Origin of the sequence: Desulfosporosinus orientis DSM 765, from assembly GCF_000235605.1 — a bacterium.
Taxonomy (GTDB): Bacteria; Bacillota; Desulfitobacteriia; order Desulfitobacteriales; family Desulfitobacteriaceae; genus Desulfosporosinus; species Desulfosporosinus orientis.
The window spans coordinates 4558918-4577355 of sequence record NC_016584.1; the positions used below are offsets into that span (position 1 = coordinate 4558918).

The window sequence follows — 18438 nt, forward strand, 5'->3', positions numbered from 1 at the left end:
GAGGTGCTGCTGTGAAACGAGTTTTCTTAATCATGCTGATTCTCTTCTTGCTGCTGACAGGATGTATAAGGTCAAGCAGCAAAACCCTTGAGGCAGATAATATTACAATAGGTTTAAGTTTTTCCAGTTATGTAATGTTTGGAGCAGATCAAGGGATCGTCGATAACTTACTTAGTCAGTTCAACTCTCTCAGCTTTGAAAAAACTGCTGAGCAAATAGATCTGCTAACTGCCTTTCATGTATCTTTTTCCTATAAAGGGAAAGGGGTTAAAAGCTTCTGGGTTGATAAGAAGGGAGTGTTTTGGCTTGACGGTACGACAGAATGCTTTAAGGTCTCTTCCGGGTACTTAGACTATCAATACATAAAAGCTGTCTACGAAGGCAGCCAAAACAACTCAGCCAGACAAGACGTCCAAGGCCGTATCAGGGGGGAATACTTATGAGCTATAAAAAATTCTATTTCCTGTCCCTGTATATCCTTTTCTTAGTCTCTATTTACCCTCTATACATGGGTTTTGTAACCCTGGGCAATTATTTAGAACATGGTTTTATCTATGCATCTGATTATCCAAAATATATTATTCCTTACACCCCTATATGTATTGCCTTAATTGCTTCCTCCGCACTCATGCCCCTGATCTTTAAGCTCTGCAAAAGCCGCACTCTGCCGGTGGTTTCAGTTTTGGGAATTCTCTTATTCCTGACTTTTGAATTTGGCTTTGAACAAATCAAAGTCATTGAAGGGTATGTGGAAATGCCCCTTGAATCCTGGCAATTAAGCTTGTGTATGGCCACTCCGGAGGTTCTCCGCTCCATCGGGGAACCTATCTATGCAGCGAATAATCCGGCTTTCAAATTTCACTTTTACCTTATTGCTATTGTCATCATACTAACCGTGCTGAAGGTGGTCTATGGCTTTGGAAAAATGAGCAGAGAACAGAATTTTTCTAAGAAGCGTCCGCTGATTGCTCAAGGGGTTTCCGCGCTGTTGTTCATTAGCCTTTGCATTTTAGCCTGTTTTACCGCCTTTTACAGAAACGGCACCCTCCATATTTCCCCCTTATCTGCCCTGCTGATGGCTGGATTCTTTACAGTGTTCGGCATTACCGCCGGTATTTATTGCGGCTCGCTGTTGTATGGAAAAAGCCCGCTGTTCGCCAAGACTATACCTGCCTTATCTGCTTCCTTGACAACACTCCTGATGTATCTGGGGGAGCTGGTACTGATGGATGGGGTTCTCTTTATCTATGGCCAGGGGTTCTTCTTTGAATCCTTAGAGATAATCCCCTTTTCCCCCGCCGACCTTTTGGTTATTCTGGGCTCCGGTGGGATTACCTATATCCTTATGCCAATGTTTCAATTGCCTGTTTCGCCCATTGAGAATCCTGTAGTACCGCGCGCCCGACGCCGATGAGGTCAGCTTTTTCTGCTGCCAGCAATTTCTCAGCCGCTTGGGGTTCAGTAATGCCGCCAGTTAGAATGACAGGGATGGATACAACCTTTTTAATCGCTTCGGTCAGAGGGGAGAAATAGCCTTGCTCAGAACTCCCCGGAGATTTATAACCTAAGAAGCTGCCGGAAATATCGAGAATGGTGATGCCTGCTTTCTCGAATTCTTTAGCAGCTATCTGGCTATCTTCAATCGTGATGCCGCCTTCCTTAAAATCGCAAGACCCTAACCGTAAGAGTAGTGGGAAATCGTTGCCCACAACAGCTTTGACTGCAGCGATAATCTGCAGATGGAGGCGAAGGCGATTATGAATCGTTCCACCATACTCATCGGTTCGCTTGTTGCTCAAGGGAGAGAAAAATTGGTTAAGTAGGTAGCCGTGGGCAGAATGTATCTCCACTCCGTCAAAGCCTGCTTCCTTTACACGACGGGCAGCATCTTGAAAGGCTTGGACGATATCAGTAATTTCCTGTTTACTAAGCTCTTTAGGGGTATTTCCATTCCAAGGATGAGGAACCGGAGAGGGAGCGACCGGAATCTCTCCGATGACTTCCTGAGTGGTGGCGCTTCCAGCGTGATTAATTTGCATCACAGCTTTTGAACCATTGCTGTGAATAACCTGGGCTAAACTACGTAATCCTTCCACCAGATGATCATTAGCGACACAGAGTTGATTCTTGCTAGCTTTACCTTCGGGACTTACGAAGCTATGTTCAACTATGATGAGCGAGAAACAGCCGCCGTTCGATTTTTCTTGATAATAGTCGAGGACAGCCTTGCTTACACCACCGTCCGCTTCAGACTTGGCAGTGGCCATGGGAGGCATAATCAGACGATTATGCAGGGTCAACGAGCCTGCTTGCAATGTATCTAGTAAATGAGCCATAAAAGAAACCCTCCTTAAATTTCATCCACCGTAATAATTAAAAGTAGCATTCTCTTACAAAATTTCATTAAGTTTAGGATAAACCTTAAGCACATTTCGATAAAATACAGCTTCGTGATACTCTTCCGGTATAACATGCTTGATAAATTCTACGTAAGGTTTAATAGGTACAAGTGGCCAATCTGATCCAAATAGAACTTTATTATAGCAATTGGAAATGACTAAGGCTTGTTGTATATACTCGACATAAAGCCTTTTATCTTTGATTTTCATCACGTGCTCTTTATTCCCTGCGATGAGTCCGGATAAGTCTGCGTAAACATTATGATTCTTGGCGGTGACCTCTGCTGCATCAATCATCCACGGGATGCCCATATGACAGATCACAAACGTAACGTCCTCTTGTTTTACGGCTAACTCATCAATCGTTAACGGATGGGAATATTTTAAAAGCCCTTTTGGGGATTGTGTATCGCCACAATGAATCGCTACGGGAACTTCGTATTTGCGAGCAAGCTCATAGATAGGATCATAAATCGAATCATACACGTAATATGGAAAATAACCGGGATAGAGTTTAATCCCTGTCACTCCCCTTTTTTTAAGTTCTCCTTCAATATAATCAAGTTCTTTATGATCTTCCTTAAGCCTTTCAGGATTGACGCCTACACAAGAAAGTAAACCTTCTACAGTCCCATCTGCCAAAACAAATTCTTCCGGACTTCCCGAAGGTTGGTTGGGCTCCCGACTGGGCGTTGACATGATGATTCCAGCTACAACACCGGCTTGTTCAAACTCTTGTCTTAGCCCTTGAGCACTAAATTCCACTTGTGATATATTTTTCGCCGTTTCATTAAATCCAGGGCGACATGAAAAATGCAAATGCGCATCAATGATTTTCAAAATACCATCCCCCGTATTTGGTTTCCTATTATAATTTCTTCATTATATCATACCCTCATTTTGTTATTGTCCTTCACAATATCATAGGTATCAATAGGAACAACAGTAGCAGCCTTATACAGGAAAATGGCTGCTACTGACAAAATAGTAATGTTTTGAAAACCCTCGCCTGAAAAGCGAGGGTTGTTAGGATACTCCATACTTTTCGATTGTTGCTCCATAGTCCTTATCATTGGCTATGCAGTAGCTAACAACTTCAATTCTCTCTTCTAGTGTAGTTGAACGTCCTTTGGTGGAGGCGTTGCTACTATAGTTCTATGAAATTGTATGGCCAGATTCTATTTGTTATTGAGATTTATTGGCAGTCTCATTAAGATCTTTTCTTATTCCATGAAAAAGTTTTACTTCCGGCCACCAAAGCACTTTTGTCAAAGATACTACCATTATAAGTATTAAAAATGAAATGGGCATTCCAGCCAATGTGGCAATCATCTTGACTCCATCAATTCCTTTAAAACCTATCATGACCCATGCCACGGCACCCAAAAGGACACCCCATACTACTTTTATTAATAAAGGAGCTTCATTATCTGTCCTGGACAATCCCGAAATACACATACCTGAAATGCTTGTTGTCATTGAATCAGCAAGAGTAACAAATGAAATGAAAATTATAAACAGAAATAATGGGACTAAAATACTTCCTAATGGTAAGGCTGAAAAGAATGCAAAAATTGCGTTTTCCATCCCATTGGTGGTTATACTTTTCCAGAGATCCATGGCACCACTTAACTGCATATGAATTGCTGTACCGCCAAAAACTGCAAACCACACCATACCAAAAACAGCAGGCAACAACAAATTTACAGAAATGAATTGGCGGAGTGTTCTTCCGTACGAAATTCGAACTAAAAACAAACCAACAATCGGAGCAAAAGCGAACCAAATAGCCCAGTAAACCAGAGTCCATCAAATAGGCCATTGATCGCCAGTGACGCTACTTAAAAACATAGACTTTTCAAAAAATTGGCCAACATATTGGCCTAATCCTTCAACTCCTAAATTTAAAATAAATGAAGTGGGGCCTACGATTAGAATGAATAACAAAACTGCGAAAAATAGCTTTGTGTTAATGTCACTCAACATTCGGATCCCTTTTTGTAGTCCAGAATAGGAGGATAAGGTATAAGCTGTAACAATTACTGCTGTAATTACAGCCACACAAAAGGACTGGGTTGAATTCCAAAGATAAAATGCAAGCCGCTGCCAATTTGCAACAGTCCCGTCCCTAAGGAAGCCGCGACTCCGCCAGCAATAGCATAAAGACAAACTACGTCAACAATCTTTCGTACTGTACCCTGACACTTATCGCCCCTCAGGAAATACAAACTGGAATTAACCATTAGGGGTTGCTTGTAATTATAATAAGCCAAAGCAATTGGAATGGCACTGATTACATACATGGCATGGGGAGTAATGGTCCAGTGCAGATAAGCAGTAGACATGGAAAACAATGCAGCCGCCTGACTGAAAGGCTCAAGACCTAAAGATGCAGGTGGAGAGGAAAAATGCATCATCGGTTCGGCAACTCCCCAGAAAACTATCCCGGTCCCAATCCCGGTACATAAGGCTATGGCGAACCAATTCCACGTAGATAATTCCGGTTTAGCATCGTCTCCCCCAAATCGGATATTTCCCACTGACGAGAACAAAATTGCGACAGCCACAAACACAAGAACCAGGGCTGTTATTTCAAAAAACCAACCGAAATTCTGCATAACCCAGGTGAACGCAGTATTCATAACTTTAGTAAATAGATCATAATTAGCAAAATTCAAAACAACAGTTGCAAGCAATAAAATAAACGGTGGCCAAAATACCTTATGAATTATTTTTTTTTGATTGCTCTCCATTTTGTGCCTCCTTTTGTTAAAATGTTGAAATACTCCCTAAGATAGCCTTGTTAGCTTGTTCTTTATTGAATCCTAAGTCTCAATATGTCTTATACAGTGCTAAGCTTATATAACATCACCTCCTATTATTTAGTAAGTAAATTTATCTTAAGGAACTTAAGGTGTTCTTAATTTTTTACCCAAAATTCCGACCTTTTTAATATTTCATCAAGCCTTTTTACGATCAGACATTGGCCTTCCGATGGGACTTTGATTTGAAGGGTTCGGTTCCCATCGAAATGCATTTAATGCTGCGAATACTCAAAAAAATTATCCTTTCTGAGAATTTTCTGAATACAAATATATTACGCAATATTTATACCAATACCAGAGGACCGTATTATTAAGGTTTGCTAATTTGCATACTGAACAAACCGCACAAAAATTGTGCTACTCCATTTTTCCTCAATATTTAAGGGTTAATCTTTATTAAAAAAATTGTGCGACGCATAATATTTTTGACACCTTAAACTTTAGAATTTTTCTCACAAACTAAAATTTTCTTATGTTAATTTTTTCAAAATTAGAAAGAAATATTATATAAAGATATACTTAAGTCTTTGTACGTAAGGTGTTCGGGCACACAATAAGCAAAAGGTGCCTTCTGGTTTTTCAGAAGGCACCTTTGGGAGCCACAATATTACCTATCCTCTATTGAAGGGTGTTTAAATCATCAGCGGTAACAGGTTTCCCTTCCTAGGTATAGACCACGATAATCTTACCAAAACGTTCTTTGAGATTAGGCCTTTATTCTGCCAGCACGAACCCCAGTAATATATTCCATGCAATACTCATCCTGACCGGCCAAGGCTCGAGCAGCACCAAACATAGACATGATAGTTTGATCTAACGGATCAAGAATAAAGGCATCCATTCCCACTGCAATGTTCATCACCATAAAGGTCCTGTTTAACAATTTTCTCTCTGGAAGCCCGAATGATATGTTAGATAACCCGCAAACGAAGTGAATCTTGGGGTATTTTAAATGGATAGATCTAACGCTATCGAGAACTTCCACTCCGTATTGATTGTTAACTCCTAAGGGTTTAATCAAAGGATCAAGGTAAATGTCATCTTGAAGGATTCCCGCTGCTAATAGATCACTTACTAGTGTGTCCGCTACCCGCAACCGGTCTTCCGCAGTTTCTGGGATCCCTTTATCGTCCATACAAAGCGCAACTACTTTAGTCTTGTATTTCTGTACCAAAGGCAATACACTTTCAAATCGTTCCTTTTCGGCCGAAATGGAGTTAACCATCGACTGTCCGTTGCTGGCTAATCCCAGACCTACTGCCAAAGCTTTGGGATTCGGGCTGTCGATACACAAAGGCAATTGAACAACCTCTCTCACCGTATTCACCAGCCATGCCATGGTTTCTTCTTCGTCGAAAACCCTAGTACCACAGTTTATATCCAAATAATCCGCTCCTGCTTCAACCTGTTCCTTGGCAATCCTTTGAATGTATGCCGCGTCTTTAGCTTCAACGGCTTCTCTAATATGTTTCCTGCTCGTATTGATAAGTTCCCCTACTACTAACATCCTAGCGCCTCCTTAATTATTTTTTAAGAAAACTTGGCTGACGCCCGCGCGAAGACACTGTCTTCGCACGTATTAACCATTCTTGCAGACACTGTCTTCGCACGTATTAGCCTTCTGCAGAAACTGTCTTCACTCAAATTAGCATTCTAGTTAGCATGTGGCGAGGCGACAGCCTTAGTTACCCTTATGATTCAGATTTAGCTGACAAGTTTCTTGCATAAGTCTGACGCTACGGCGGCGTCCTCTGCATAACCGTCAGCCCCAATCTGATCGCAAAACGCCTGGGTCACCGGTGCACCGCCAACAATTACCTTAACTTTCTCCCTCACTCCTGCAGCTTCTAAAGCAACCAAAGTCTCTTTCATATTCAACATCGTTGTGGTGAGTAAAGCAGATAAGCCGATTATCTGAGGCTGGTGTTCTTTTACCGCTTCGACAAAGGCCTCGGGTTTTACGTCCACACCCAAGTCGACAACATTGAATCCAACGCTTTCTAACATCATAATTACAAGGTTTTTGCCTATATCATGCATGTCACCGCTTACTGTGCCGATCACGATTTTTCCCGTCGTTGGAATATCAGCGGATGCAATGAGAGGTTTTACGAGTTCAATACCAACACTCATTGCTTTGGCTGACATCATTACCTCTGGAACGTACATATCCCCAGCTTTAAACCGTACCGCCACAACATTCATGCCAGCAATTAATCCCTCGTTGATGATCTGGATTGGATTGGTACCACCGTCGATCATTTTCTGAGTAAGATCCTTTGCAAGCCTAAAATTTCCACTAATTACTGATTCAGACAATGTGTTAAAGTCACTCATATTGATTAATGCCTCCTCAAATAAATAATATTTATATATGATAAGAAAAACCAACTCATAGAAGTAAACAAATAATGGAGTTAACTAAAATCCTAAGTTAAGCATTTTTTACCCGAACCCTTTGCTCCGCTGCTGCGATAATTTCATCGAGTTCCTTTGAGACCTTTTCTGAAAGCGGCTCCGGCTTGTGTTCGCGCAGAATTCGTTTCACTTTTTCCGAAATTCTATCATACATGGATTTTTTACCCTCGGCTTCCCAGCCTGAATAGCCTTGTCTATCCAGCAAAGTCGGTGACCACATTTCTTTCCTAAAATGCAAAAATGTGTGCTCATTCCCCAAGAATGACCCTCCGGGGCCTATCTCATTTATTGTGTCAAAAGCCAAATGCTCTTCATCGACTTCAACACCTTTAATCAGTCTTCTAACCATCCCTATAATTTCGTCACCCATCACTAGCTGTTCCAGTGATCCTGTTAAGCCTAAATCTGTAAAGCCTACATCATGGATTAGATGGGCACCGCTGGCCGCAGCTGTAAAAATTTGAAGCGTGGCTTCAATAGCAGCTTGCCCATCGACAATCTTAGAATCACTTGCGCCGGCAGCACTCCATATAGGAACATTTAAATAATGGAAGATATCGGTAGAAGCCGCATGCACTAGGGTCCACTCTGGTGCTCCGTAACTATGTTGCATCGTCTTCATATCCAACGGCCCACCTGGAGCCGCAGCAATATAGGGTGCCCCTTCTCGTTTCAGCTGACTCAATAACAGTCCCACTAAGGTGTCCGCAACCCCTTCTGAAAGCGCGCCAGCAATGGTAATTGGAGCAGTTCCACCTAACACCATTCCCGGAGTATATATAGCTGGTAAGTTTTTCTCAGCTAAAAACAGCAGTTTTTCCAGGGCTTCCTTAGAATGGGTTAATGGGGAGGTTGGTTCACAATAGATCGCTAAAAATGGATTCTTCTGTAACTCTTCCAAGCTCCCAGCAACAGCACAGCACATGTCAACAATTTCTTTCAAACCCTCAACGTCAAATGTCCAGCCAACGATTGGCTTGATCGTATTTTGCAGCATTGCTCGAACTTCATATACATCGGCCAGGGTCGATGTACAGTCAGAGATCATGGATAGTGACATGACAAAATCAATATTTGGCAGTGCGTCGGCTACTAGGGCTGTATTCACGACATCTTGTGTAATCGTATTTCTTCTCTCACCCGTTTCAGGATCATTAAAATAGGGACAAGTTGGCCCAGGTCCAAAATAACTGTTATTCCCCTCTAAAAATAGTTTGTTAGTTCCAGTTCGATCCGATAACACGATTTTTGAAGGAACCGTCTGCAGAGCTTTCTCAATTAATCTCGCAGGGATCCTCACCCTAGTACCATCCACCGAACAACCAGCATGACTCAACAAGGAACGTGCTTCATCCGCGTAAATAGTTACGCCCGTCAATTCTAATATTTTTATAGAGTTCTTAAGGATTTTTTCGATTTCTTCCACTTCCAAGACTTTAAACTGCAGCGTTTTGTTAGCTGTGAACTTGGATTCTTTGATTTGTAAGCTCATATATTAATCATCCCTTCCCGTAAAATCTGCCTAATTTATCCTCTTGCTTCTACTTGATTATGACCTTTAACACTCTTACTTTTATTAATCAGGTTCAGTAAAACAATCGAGGCCACGAGACCGACAGTAACAAATCCAGTCATTAGGATAAAGATATATTTATAGCCTGCTACCCCAGGATAAACATCCAGAAAATGACCAGCAACCGGGTTAAAGAATACATCAGGTGTAAACCCTATTAAGGACACAATACCGACAACCGAGCCCGTGAGGTTCGAAGGAATGCCCACTTCATCCAGCGTCGCAAAATAGATACCACGCATCATAAAGATGGCTAATCCCATCACGAGCATATTGAGAAGCAGAACGATGATTAGAGAATTACTAGCGGGCAGCATTAGAAAAAACACCATACATATCAGCATTATTGCAAAACAATACATGACGATTTGGGCGCTAGATCCCTTTTTGTCAGCAACCAATCCACCAAATGGACCGCCAAAAAATTGCAAACCATAGTTTCGAATAATTGCAATTAGAGCACTCATCGCTGCAGTGGCCCCCAGAACTTGAGTGACATAGGGTGTCAGATACGTTGTACCTAGATAGGTACTGTAGCAAGTTATGACAATCACAGCGATTAACCAGACTACCGGCATCTTAAGAACACTTAGAGCATCCAGCAAAACTGGCTTTTGTTCTTGTGAAAATTTTGTATCTTCTAGAACAAACCAGGTTAATATTGCAGCGAATACGTTGACGAAGGAAAAAATAATAATAACCCTAGTTAATCCTATTACCCCTGCTCCTAAACTTGTAAATACAGCAAGAGCACTCATGGTAATGACAGTTTGCAGCAATCCCCTGCCGCCTTCTAGAAGTCCAAAAAATCTCCCTTGCTCATCACTATTGGCTAAATCCCTTGTTGCTTTAATCATTGCTGACCAAAAGGTGAGGGTTGATATGATACCCCAGATAAAGTGAACAATTAATAACATGTTAAATGAAGGATAAGTAGAGAAATAGAATCCTAAAATTCCGGTAGACGCAAAAGCAAACGTGAGTAATCTTCTTGCAGAAACCCGATCAGCTAGCCAACCACCGGGGAAATAGAAGATCATTGCAGCTATCCCATAAGCGCTTAATAGCGTGCCAAACTGCGTATTATTTAACTCAAGGGCTTGTTTTAGGGAATCATAGTATGTCCACCTAATAAACGGTAAGAAATAGATGGCTGAAGCACCTAATGCCATAATAAATAACGTCAAATAGCGTTTCTTTGACTTTGCTTTATGCTCCAAGTTTTATTCCTCCTTCGACTTAACAAAATTTACGCATCATTAGTTAGGCTACCTTAGACGTATGTTTTCACCTCTTTCCCTCTATATAGTAGGCAGTTTCCATATGGCATTATTATATTTGAATATTTGCAAAATACGTGCCAACCTAAAAAATACAATTTATAGCCCGTACAACCCCAATTTTATTGGTCAAACGAACTCCAGTGCACCTAAATTGTGCACATAAATTGATAGACCACCCAAATATGTGCACAAATAATATCCAACAAGCACATTATTTATGCACTTGAAAAGGAATTCTCTGATAATTGTCGAAAGTAATATGGATAATAAGCAATTTCTTTAAGGAAATTTAAGGGGAAGTTAAATTTATGGAAGAAAGACTATCTTCATATCTTCAACTATTAGCAGAAAACTCTGAAGAAGGGATGATCATTACCGATATTCAGGATTCAATCCTGTACATGAATGTATCAGCACGAATGCTATTAAATTCGGACGACGTAAGGAATAGAAGCTTGTCCGCTTTAATTCCCATAGAGAACCTCAAAACCCAGGGAGAGAAGCAAAAGGTTTTTAAGCTTGGGAACAAAACCCTATCGATTAGAGTTAGTGCCGTTCATGTTGAGGATCTACCACTTTGTCTTTGGTATCTTTCGGACATTACCCTCAAAGTACGGCTAGAAAGAGAATTAACTTGCTTAAAAACGATATTCGATTATATCGACGAAGGGGTAATCATGTCTGATCCAGAAAATAGGATAACTTTGTATAATAAACCGATCTCAAACTTTGAAGAAATGAACCCGGACCAGGTGCTTGGAAAACACTTGGATGAAATCTATAAATTAAACCAACATTCCAACGTGTTATCAACAGGAATTCCACTAAAGGATAGCTATAAAAGATATTCAACAACTACCGGCAAAGAGCTTCAAGGTATGGGAAAAACCTACCCTGTAATCAAAGATAACAAGGTCATTGCCGTCTTTTCGGTTGTTCGAGACGTAAGTGTAATTCGCCAGCTCCTTTTTAAGGCGGTGGAATTGCAGGAAGGAGCCTACCCGAAAAAAGCGTCTTATGGAACCAGGTATACTTTTAAAGATATCATCGGCGAAAACCATGTTATGACGAAAGCGATAAGGGAATCCCAGAAAATAGCACAGACCTATTCCCCTGTTCTAATCTGTGGTGAGACAGGAACGGGTAAAGAATTATTTGCCCAAAGCATTCACAATTATAAGAACGTTGATCAACCCTTTGTTGCTATTAACTGTGCTGCCTTGCCTGAATCATTACTGGAAAGCCTTCTATTTGGGACGATCAAAGGTGCTTTTACAGGAGCGGATAATATGAAAGGTCTTTTTGAACAAGCAGGAGAAGGGACGCTTTTTCTTGATGAAATAAACTCCATGTCCATAATGTTACAAGCTAAACTATTGAGGGTTTTACAAGAGAAATTGGTAAGAAGAATTGGAGCGACGACAGAAATCCCTGTAAATTGCCACGTTATAAGTTCCTGCAATGAAGACCCCGAAGAATGCGTGAACAATGGTACTCTTCGCAAAGACCTCTATTATCGCTTAGCACTCATTCGCATTGACATTCCTGCACTAAGAGAGCGAGGTAAGGATATTGAAAGTCTGGCGGAATTTTTTCTAACTAAATTTGCACGTCTATACGGTAAAAAAACCATCAATCTTTCAGAAGACTTTCGACGATTTCTTTATCACCACACTTGGCCCGGCAATGTACGAGAATTGGAATACACCTTGGAAAGTTGCGTTGCCATAATGGACGACGAAGAAGAGTTATCGATAAACAGCTTACCAACCCATCTTCGTTCAAAACTTGACCAGGATAACTATCCGACGATAGCTATTGCAAATTCCGGTACATTGTCGTGTATTCTCAGAGATGTTGAAAAGAAAGTGATCCTTACTACTTTGCAAGAACATCATTGGAATATTGCCCGCTCTGCTAAGGCAATAGGTATCGGACGTCAAAACTTGCAATACAGAATGCGAAAGCTGGAAATTGAAAATCAAGCATTTAGCCATTAGAAATTTCAGTTTCGGCACAGACCCGATCTAAAAACTATATAGAAAATGGCTGCCGACCAAATCTATGGCGGCAGCCATTTTCTTATATTATAGACGATACAATGTAAACCACATTCCAGCTTTACTTTAAATTCTGAATCAATCAGCTCCCAAACTTGCCTCTCCTTGGCTTGCCGCAAGCTCTTCCTTACCTTCCATATAGTTTATATAAATTATAGCAGATATTACAACAGCAATCCCCACAACCTGATTAATTGTCAACATCTGACCCAAAAAAATCAAACCACAAATAGATGCTGTTACCGGATCAGAAGCACTGCATAAACTGATGTAAGTTGGTTCGATATAATCATACGCTTTCATGACAGCCCAATAAGAAATAATACATGGAATCAAGGCAAAACCAAGAATAATTATCAAAGCTGATATACCATTAGTAGATATTACATTAAAGACATTCGTCACCATCGCGACAGGCGAAGACGATGTTGCATAAATAACAAGTGCTCCAAAGAAATTGATATAGAATAAATATGCATCCATGGAAACACCTTCATTTAAAGTATACTTGATAAGAGTGAAATTTACCGCCATGACAAATGGGATTACAATTGCCCACCATATACCTGATCCCCAGCTACTAAATCCAACACCTGAATATAGATTAAGAACTAGTGATACTCCAAACAATGAAGCAATTATCGCAATTATTTTATGAGTAGTGTATTTATAACCAAAACATATCTTGGATAAGAAACTAAGTATTATCACATTACTAAACATAAGAATAGAAATAACTGCAACCGGAACTGTCGCTACTGCTTTCACATAGGTTATATTTTGTGCATTCAACATAATTGTTCCCGCAAAAAGTACAAATAGAAAGCCTTTCCAGGAGAGTTTGAACTGGGATTTATCAGTAATCAGTGTCTTGAGACCAAAAAATAACCACAATATGGTCGGAGCAAGGGCGACAACCGCCATATCAGAAATCCCAATGTTCAATAGAGTAGCAAAAAAAGTTCCGTTAGTACCCCAAGCAACATAAGAAGCAATCCCAAATAATATACCTATTGTAGTTTTCTTCATATGCTCATCTCCCTTTAACTTTTTATTAAAATTTTTCTTAATAGGAATGCGGTACTTTTTTATATCTGTCTTTTTGAAGCTTCATAGTTTTTCCCAGTTTCAAGGAAAGCACGGAAATTTTCCGGTTTAGTGTCAGGAGGCATTTCGCATCCAATATTTAATATCAAGCCCCCGTTATACCCAACCTCGTCAATTAATTTCTTCGTATAATTTGCTACGGTTTCAGGCTTCTCCAAAGCGACCATTTGGGGAGGAACATCTCCATGAAAACTACACCATCCATCCAATAGCTTCTTTGCTTCAAATATGTTTGTTGACCCATCTAAACCTAAGCAAACCGCCCCTTTTGGAAAGTGCTTAAAATACGGTAAATTCTTATCCCAATTGGTCTGTACCAGAAGATTAGTCACGATTCCTTCCGACCAAAGGGCATCAACAATTTGGAGAGTATATGGCATCCAAAATCTCTCGAATATTTCCAAAGGGTAAAAATAAGTAGATGCCCTTAATTCATTTAAGCTAAAATAATTTACCCCGTAATCCTTGCACTCTTGAATGACCCGTGGAATCATTTCATCTGTCATTTTTTTAATTGCCTGCTCAACCTTATCGGGTTTGAAATACAAGTCCTCTGTAAATTTTTCCAGTGATCGCATGATGGACAAATTAAAGAATGGGTGAGCCCTACCGCTTCCAAAAAAGTCCTGAACACCCCTCTTCTGCCATTCCGTAGCAGCCCTTTCAATTACGAGATTTTGTTCAGCAATCTTTTTTTCCTTTTCCTCAGGTGTCCAATCCGTAATCCGAAATATATATTCCTCATCAAAGAACTTATCAAAACCTTCTTCAATAATTCGATCATATTCATCGTAGCTTAGTGCCTCTGTCTCAAATACTTGAGCCTGGTAGTCTTCCGGAAGTTCCCGTCCAGCCAGTTTCCACCGTATAGGGCTTCGGTAGTAAAAGAGCCACATTGTTTCGGTATCAGGGAGACTTGTGTATAGGGCATCCCACCCCCCAAAATCATCATAAGTCTTAAGCATGGCATCTAATGCTTTCTCAGGATTTAGTTGTGTTTCTGCTTGAGTCATCCCCTGTAAAGCACCGGCTGCAGAACGATACAATGCCGGACATATGGCGACTCGGTCAGTTTTTTCTAATGCACAGGCCGCCTTTATCCTATCCCATCCTGTTATTCCCATTTCTACTCCCTCCCCAAAACTTTCAAGCAATAATGAACCCCTGCCATAGCGTCAACAGTTTGAAAATCAGCTCCAACAAGCTTTTGGGAGGCTGGAGAAGTTATTCCCCCGCCAATCAATAGCTTGAATTTATCCCTCACCCCTTCAGCTATAAATAAATCAGCAGCCTCTTTCATTACATTTATATTTGGAGTAAGTAAAGAAGAAAAACCGACAAAATCGGGATTAATTTCCTTTATTTTTTCCAATACAACCTTGGGATCTATGTCTACACCTAAATCATAAACTTCGAAGCCATGGGCTTTAAGCTGTGCTGCGATAATACTCTTACCTAAATCATGAATATCTCCTTTAAGGGTAGCGATAAGGAACTTTCCAATGGGTTTAGATTCTTTTGCCTGTGCTTTCATGTAGGGGGCAAGAATATCTAAAGTTTCTTTGAATAATTTCCCAGACAAAATAAGTTCAGAAATATAGCTCTCTCCCCTAGCAAATCTTTCACCAATCTCTTGCAGACCCTCTTTGCATTCACCGATAATGCTTAATACATCTTCTCCAGACGCTACTCTTCTTTGTATTTCTTCAATAACAACATCTTTTTTTAACTCCGAAAACATAATCCTTAAATCTACCGGCATGACTAACCCCCCATTTTTTGTCCAGTAATCTTACTGTTAAATGTTCTACTAAAATATATATTTTTTACCTCATCACCTCCTCTTTCAATGATGAATCTTAGAATAACTACCAATAATTGATAGCAAGTTTTATGCCATATTAAAAAAAAAAACCGCCTACTGCGGCAGGGGTTTTGGCGACTATTATTTTTTCTAAAATCACTATTTTCAGAATATTGTCATATTATTATTACAATTTTAACATGAATACAGTTATTTATATGTCAGCAATATCTTACATTGTAAGATATTGCTGACATATATTTCTGCAATAAAAATGTTACTTGATGCCATTTCTTTTGAAATTTTTTAGAATTTTATGTGTTTTTAATTTGAGATGCAAATGTTGTCTGGAAATCCCCAATACCTTCGCAGTTTGTGTAATATTATTATCATTACTGGCTAAAGCTTCTTCAATAAACTTTTTTTCAAATTCCAATAAGGCGTCATGAAGAGTTACAATGTCAGGGTTTCTATTCTGGGAATTCTGTTGATAATTGTTAAGTCTTTCGTGATAATAATTGGGTATGTGTCGAAATGCTAAAATTTTTTCACCTGGCTCCATCAAATTCATGGCACTTTCAATGATATTTTCTAGCTCTCTAACATTACCCGGCCAATGATATTTTTCAAATAAACTTAACAAGTCTGAAGAAACATCCTCGACAATAAAACCAAATTCATTATTATATTTATTGATAAAGTGTTTACAAAGTACTTGTATATCCACTTTCCTTTCCCGAAGAGGGGGGATATTAATAGCTACTGTTGCCAATCTGAAAAAAAGATCTGGACGGATTATCTTTTCATTTAGTGTATCAAAAGGATCTATATTAGTAGCACTTATCACTCTGCAATTGACGGATATTTCCTCTTTACTGCCTATTCTTCTCACAGACTTATCTTGGAGTACTCTTAGTAATTTTGCTTGAAGCGAAAATGGCATTGAATTTATTTCATCTAAAAATATCGTCCCCCCTTCAGCTTGTTCAAATAATCCCGGAATATCACCAGCACCGGTAAACGCCCCCTTGACGCTTCCAAAGAGTACGCTCTCAAGTAAAGTATCCGGGATAGCCGCACAGTTCACGGGAATAAAAGGACCTTTTGCATAACAACTACTATTATGCATGCCATGTGCAAAAATCTCTTTACCTGTACCGGTTTCCCCAACAATCAAAACCGGTGAATTATGACGCGCCACTTTTCTAGCCAGTAAAACAGTCTCATGTATATTAGCACTGATGCCTACAATATCGTCTAAAAAATACCTTGCTCCGATTTGTCGGACAGTATTTTCTTCAGTCTTCAGTTTATTCTCCATCTCTAATGTGTTAAGTATAAATCTGTTTATCTGATTAATGTCACGGCCTATAGAATAAACCGCAGCAATTTTTCCCTGGTAATAAAATGGAAATGTACTATAGATTACATTCATTTGATGTCCATTTTCCAGTTTATATTTATGAAATTGCTCCATTACAGGTTTCCCTGTTCTGAGTACTTTTTTTGTCACCGTCTCATTGAAATTGTAATCCGCAGACAAATATACCTGGTCCTCAGTTTTCCCGAGCACATTTTCCCTTTTCAGTCCCTCAGTCTTTTCAACTTCCTGATTGTATAGAATTATTTCATTCTTTTCATTAGTTACAAATACTCCCTCATGAATACTATCAATAATTGTTCTTAACAATTGGTTTTCCTTTACCAATTCTATAGTTTTTTCTTCGTCTGAGTCTCGCACCACCAACACTCCTAATGTTTTTATTTACAATCTATTTTGTCTATATAATTTCGGCCTTATCCGAAACTCTTGTTGATAAACCGGGTATGGTTCATTTTAATAGACCGTAATTATTGTGTTATAGCCAATTTTTTAGTCTACATATTCTTTGAGTTCCTCTTTACCCTCCAATACCCTCAAAGCTCCAAAAGCAAGGGATTCAAGTTCGTTTTCTCCAGGCATGATTTCTACCGGAGCAATAAATTCAACTCTATCCTTAATCCATTTAGTTAACAGAGGAGATTGAGCTAAGCCACCGGTTAAAATTATACGATCTACCTTTCCTTTAACCACGGTTGCCAACTCTCCAATCCCTTTCGCCACTTGATAAGCCATTGCTTCATAGATTAGCTTTGCCTCATAATTCCCGTCTTCTATCAGATTTTCAACTATCCTGGCATCGGTGGTGCCAAGATAGGCTTTAAGCCCGCCGTTGCCACGAAGCTTTTTCTGCATCGTTGTTCTATCGTACTTCACTTTATAACAAAGGTCGATCAAATCCTTACAAGGGACTCTTCCCGCCCGTTCCGGAGAAAAGGGACCTTCGTCATCAGCGATGATATCTACCATACTGCCCTTCGCATGAACACTCAATGAGATACCACCGCCCAAATGAGCCACGATAAAAGTCATATCGCTATATTTCCTGCCGTATTTTTTCGCCGCCCTAATAGCCATCGCCCGTGAGTTCAAAGCGTGGCTTGTGCTAGTCCGGGGAATATCCGGCATCCCTGAGATTCGGGCTATATCCTCCAACTCATCGACCCGGACCGAATCGTAGATATAAGAAGGTATCCCCGCTGAATTCGCTATTTCATAAGCTACCAGAGCGCCCAGATTAGAGGCATGATCCGTTATGGGATTATTCTTCAACCTCTCTACCATTTGATTATTCACCCTATAGGCCCCTGACTTTACGGATGGCAGCATTCCTCCCCTGCCTACTACTGCTGACAATTGGCCGGTCTCAAATCCGTTATTCTTTAGGAAAGTAAGAACCATCTCCTTACGCATCTCGAATTGTTCTGAAACTTTATTATACTTGGCAATTTCGTAAGCCGGATGCTCTATGGTTTTCACGAAAATTTCTTTTTCATTTGCATATAAGGCAATTTTGGTTGAAGTCGAACCGGGGTTAATGGCTAATATTAAGTAATCCATCCTCGGTATTTCCTTTCGTTGAATCCGT

16 protein-coding genes and 1 pseudogene are annotated in these 18438 nt (G+C 40.0%); 3 read left to right on the forward strand and 14 right to left on the reverse strand.

Going from position 1 to position 18438, the window contains the following annotated elements; genetic code table 11:
• Positions 1 to 11: 11 nt before the first annotated feature.
• On the forward strand, positions 12 to 443 hold the full coding sequence (locus DESOR_RS21080) for a hypothetical protein (protein ID WP_014186620.1): 432 nt from the start codon (positions 12 to 14) through the stop codon (positions 441 to 443).
• Positions 440 to 1414, forward strand: a complete 975-nt coding sequence (locus DESOR_RS21085) for a hypothetical protein (RefSeq protein ID WP_014186621.1) — start codon at positions 440 to 442, stop codon at positions 1412 to 1414. Before DESOR_RS21080 ends, DESOR_RS21085 begins: the two co-directional genes overlap by 4 nt.
• Here the strand turns inward: DESOR_RS21085 and DESOR_RS21090 are convergent.
• The 9 genes and pseudogenes from DESOR_RS21090 to DESOR_RS21120 all read right to left on the reverse strand — a co-directional run bounded on the left by DESOR_RS21090 (position 1344) and on the right by DESOR_RS21120 (position 10435).
• The gene (locus DESOR_RS21090; protein WP_014186622.1) at positions 1344 to 2336 is read right to left on the reverse strand and encodes an NADH:flavin oxidoreductase; all 993 of its coding nucleotides are present in this window, start codon (positions 2334 to 2336) and stop codon (positions 1344 to 1346) included. The genes DESOR_RS21085 and DESOR_RS21090 overlap by 71 nt on opposite strands.
• A gap of 54 nt (positions 2337 to 2390) precedes the next feature.
• Positions 2391 to 3239: an amidohydrolase family protein gene (locus tag DESOR_RS21095; protein WP_014186623.1), complete on the reverse strand. Its 849-nt coding sequence runs from the start codon at positions 3237 to 3239 to the stop codon at positions 2391 to 2393.
• 47 nt (positions 3240 to 3286) lie between these two features.
• Positions 3287 to 3460 carry a hypothetical protein gene (locus DESOR_RS29495; protein WP_158309059.1) on the reverse strand — a complete coding sequence of 58 codons (174 nt, stop codon included), beginning with the start codon at positions 3458 to 3460 and terminating at the stop codon, positions 3287 to 3289.
• Positions 3461 to 3584: 124 nt separating this feature from the next.
• Positions 3585 to 4460 (reverse strand): annotated as a pseudogene (locus DESOR_RS27550) (BCCT family transporter).
• Positions 4451 to 5152 carry a BCCT family transporter gene (locus DESOR_RS27555; protein WP_052304335.1) on the reverse strand — a complete coding sequence of 234 codons (702 nt, stop codon included), beginning with the start codon at positions 5150 to 5152 and terminating at the stop codon, positions 4451 to 4453. The pseudogene DESOR_RS27550 and the gene DESOR_RS27555 overlap by 10 nt, the downstream one beginning before the upstream one ends.
• A 778-nt stretch (positions 5153 to 5930) precedes the next feature.
• Positions 5931 to 6731: a methyltetrahydrofolate cobalamin methyltransferase gene (locus DESOR_RS21105; RefSeq protein ID WP_014186624.1), complete on the reverse strand. Its 801-nt coding sequence runs from the start codon at positions 6729 to 6731 to the stop codon at positions 5931 to 5933.
• 197 nt (positions 6732 to 6928) lie between these two features.
• A complete protein-coding gene (locus DESOR_RS21110) occupies positions 6929 to 7561 on the reverse strand; it encodes a cobalamin B12-binding domain-containing protein (protein WP_014186625.1) in 633 nt (210 codons plus the stop codon).
• 97 nt (positions 7562 to 7658) lie between these two features.
• On the reverse strand, positions 7659 to 9134 hold the full coding sequence (locus DESOR_RS21115) for a trimethylamine methyltransferase family protein (RefSeq protein ID WP_014186626.1): 1476 nt from the start codon (positions 9132 to 9134) through the stop codon (positions 7659 to 7661).
• 35 nt (positions 9135 to 9169) lie between these two features.
• On the reverse strand, positions 9170 to 10435 hold the full coding sequence (locus tag DESOR_RS21120) for an MFS transporter (protein WP_014186627.1): 1266 nt from the start codon (positions 10433 to 10435) through the stop codon (positions 9170 to 9172).
• Between the two features lie 371 nt (positions 10436 to 10806).
• Here DESOR_RS21120 and DESOR_RS21125 point away from each other — a divergent pair, with 371 nt between their 5' ends.
• A complete protein-coding gene (locus DESOR_RS21125; RefSeq protein ID WP_014186628.1) occupies positions 10807 to 12498 on the forward strand; it encodes a sigma-54-dependent Fis family transcriptional regulator in 1692 nt (563 codons plus the stop codon).
• A 138-nt stretch (positions 12499 to 12636) separates the two neighbouring features.
• Here DESOR_RS21125 and DESOR_RS21130 read toward each other — a convergent pair whose 3' ends face one another.
• The 5 genes from DESOR_RS21130 to buk form a co-directional block, all read right to left on the reverse strand.
• The gene (locus DESOR_RS21130; RefSeq protein ID WP_014186629.1) at positions 12637 to 13587 is read right to left on the reverse strand and encodes an EamA family transporter; all 951 of its coding nucleotides are present in this window, start codon (positions 13585 to 13587) and stop codon (positions 12637 to 12639) included.
• A 59-nt stretch (positions 13588 to 13646) separates the two neighbouring features.
• Positions 13647 to 14789, reverse strand: a complete 1143-nt coding sequence (locus DESOR_RS27560) for a uroporphyrinogen decarboxylase family protein (protein WP_014186630.1) — start codon at positions 14787 to 14789, stop codon at positions 13647 to 13649.
• Positions 14790 to 14791: 2 nt separating this feature from the next.
• Positions 14792 to 15427: a cobalamin B12-binding domain-containing protein gene (locus DESOR_RS21140; RefSeq protein ID WP_014186631.1), complete on the reverse strand. Its 636-nt coding sequence runs from the start codon at positions 15425 to 15427 to the stop codon at positions 14792 to 14794.
• A 319-nt stretch (positions 15428 to 15746) separates the two neighbouring features.
• Complete coding sequence (locus DESOR_RS21145) at positions 15747 to 17210, reverse strand: sigma-54 interaction domain-containing protein (RefSeq protein ID WP_242832377.1); 1464 nt, start codon at positions 17208 to 17210, stop codon at positions 15747 to 15749.
• Between the two features lie 132 nt (positions 17211 to 17342).
• A complete protein-coding gene (buk, locus tag DESOR_RS21150) occupies positions 17343 to 18410 on the reverse strand; it encodes a butyrate kinase (protein ID WP_014186633.1) in 1068 nt (355 codons plus the stop codon).
• Between the last annotated feature and the right edge of the window lie 28 nt (positions 18411 to 18438).